Here is a 1,909-nt window from a genome sequence, read left to right on the forward strand (position 1 = left end):
GTAACCGCCCGATTGTTACCGCGATGGTTGTGCCTTGAAGCGGGCAGCGAGGTCGGTATCGTCGACGAAGTCATCGAGAAACTGGTGCCAGGACTGGGCCGTGAGACGGGCCTCGCTGAGCATGTCAGTGAGTTCATCTACACCGTGATCGGTTAGCGCGGTGATGGCCTCGTCGGGGCCGATGCAGACGCTGATGATGTTTCCGTAGGTCAGATTGTCGTCATTTGAGATGATTGCTTTCAGCAATTCCACGTCCTCGTCGAGGATCCTGGCGACATAGTCGAGGGTGAGGACGTGAGTGACCGCGGCCATCAGGCGCCCAGTGCTCGCGGGAGAGTCAGCGGCGCCCAGTTCCATATGTGGACGGCTCCCTCTTGCAAGGGCTGAACGGAAAATTTGATCGGATCGCTTGCTTCCATATGTCCGGCCTTTCGGTGCGGTCGCACGTGACCGCTGGCCAAGATGGTTTCCGCGGTGTGTGTTCCCAACAAGGCAGCGGCCTGTGATGGCCATTGGAACTGACGGAGTGTCACACGCCTCGGATCGATCGATCGCACCATCTGCTCTCTTCATGCAAGATCACGGATCAGCTCAGTACGATAGCATTGATATTTTGCTCATCGTCCCTGGCTAATTCTTATGCTGCTACCGCAGTTAGCGCGGGCGGCGCGACGCACTGGTATCGCTCGCCGCTCACCATGAGTTTCCACGCGACACGTGCGGCTTTGTTAGCAACGGCAACCGCAACGAGCTTAGGCGATTTTCGTGCAATCAAGCCGATAAGCCACGGTGTTAGATTCCTGCCTCGCCCATTGCGGGCGTGCTGAACGACTGCGGTGGCTCCGACCACGAGCGTGCTTCTGAGAAGCTCATCACCAGCGCGAGTGATAACGCCGTGTCTTGTCTTGCCGGCGGTCGAGTGATCTTTGGGGGTCAGGCCCATCCATGCCGCAAAATCCCGACCGGATTTGAATAGATGCGGATCGGGCGTTTTCATCATGAGCAAGGTCGCGCCGATAGGCCCAACGCCGGGAATTTTGGCCAGTCGCTGACTACATTCGTCGTTGCGATGCCATTCCATCAGCTTCGCGTCGATCCGTTCGATCTCGCACTGGAGCTGCGCATATTCCTTTCCCTGCAGCGCAAAAAGTTCGCGCGCCAATTCGGGTATCGTTTCATCTTCCGCGATGCACTCGAGAAGCGGTACGACGCGACATGCACCCGTCGCCGCGGTGATGCCGAACTCCGCGCCATACCCTCGTATAGCGTTGACGAGCTGGGTGCGCTTCTGAATAAGCCTTTCGCGCACCCCGACCAACATGAGCGCGGCCTGTTGTTCTGCAGTCTTTACCGGAACGAAGCGCATTGTTGGGCGGCTCACCGCTTCGCAGAGAGCTTCGGCATCCGCAGCGTCGTTCTTGCCGCGCTTGACGTAGGGCTTCGCTAATTGCGGCGCGATCAACCTTACATCATGCCCGAGCGATCCGAGAAGACGAGCCCAATGATGTGAACTGCCGCATGCCTCGATAGCGACGAGGGTGGGTGGCAGCTTTTCGAAAAACCGAATCATCTCTCGGCGCGTCAACTTCTTGCGCAGCACTGGCTTCTCCGCTGCATCGACGCCATGCAGTTGAAAAACGTTCTTTGACGTATCCATGCCTATGCGGGTAATTTGCTCCACGGGCGGCTCCCTTGATTGAGTCTTGCAACGCACTCACTCTGGCACATTGCGATGCCGTTGGGAGCCGTCCACCCCAACAAGGTAACAACTCGTCGATCCTGTTGATCTTGTGGTCATGGATGCGATTAAGCAGGTCGGTGATATAGGCCTGAGGATCAAGGCCATTCATTTTGGCGCTTTCGATGAGTGTCATGGCGCGAGCGAGGGTTTCAGCGCCGGCCTCGGAAC

General features: G+C 57.6%; 2 protein-coding genes and 1 pseudogene. All 3 read right to left on the reverse strand.

All coding sequences use genetic code 11. The features are described 5' to 3' along the window. Window positions 1-15 precede the first annotated feature (15 nt). Window positions 16-357 carry a hypothetical protein gene (locus ET21_RS0114435; protein ID WP_237751567.1) on the reverse strand — a complete coding sequence of 114 codons (342 nt, stop codon included), beginning with the start codon at window positions 355-357 and terminating at the stop codon, window positions 16-18. Between the two features lie 280 nt (window positions 358-637). Further along, complete coding sequence (locus tag ET21_RS0114440; protein ID WP_026150064.1) at window positions 638-1,681, reverse strand: IS110-like element ISShsp1 family transposase; 1,044 nt, start codon at window positions 1,679-1,681, stop codon at window positions 638-640. A 73-nt stretch (window positions 1,682-1,754) separates the two neighbouring features. Further along, window positions 1,755-1,909 (reverse strand): annotated as a pseudogene (locus ET21_RS27115) (transposase domain-containing protein); the annotation flags it as partial.

The organism is Sphingobium sp. DC-2, assembly GCF_000722555.1.
GTDB classification, from domain to species: domain Bacteria; phylum Pseudomonadota; class Alphaproteobacteria; order Sphingomonadales; family Sphingomonadaceae; genus Sphingobium; species Sphingobium quisquiliarum.

What these genes read in the sequence shown, in the direction of transcription:
- ET21_RS0114435 (WP_237751567.1), bottom strand. Translation starts at nt 357, where the DNA reads ATGGAACTGGGCGCCGCTGACTCTCCCGCGAGCACTGGGCGCCTGATG.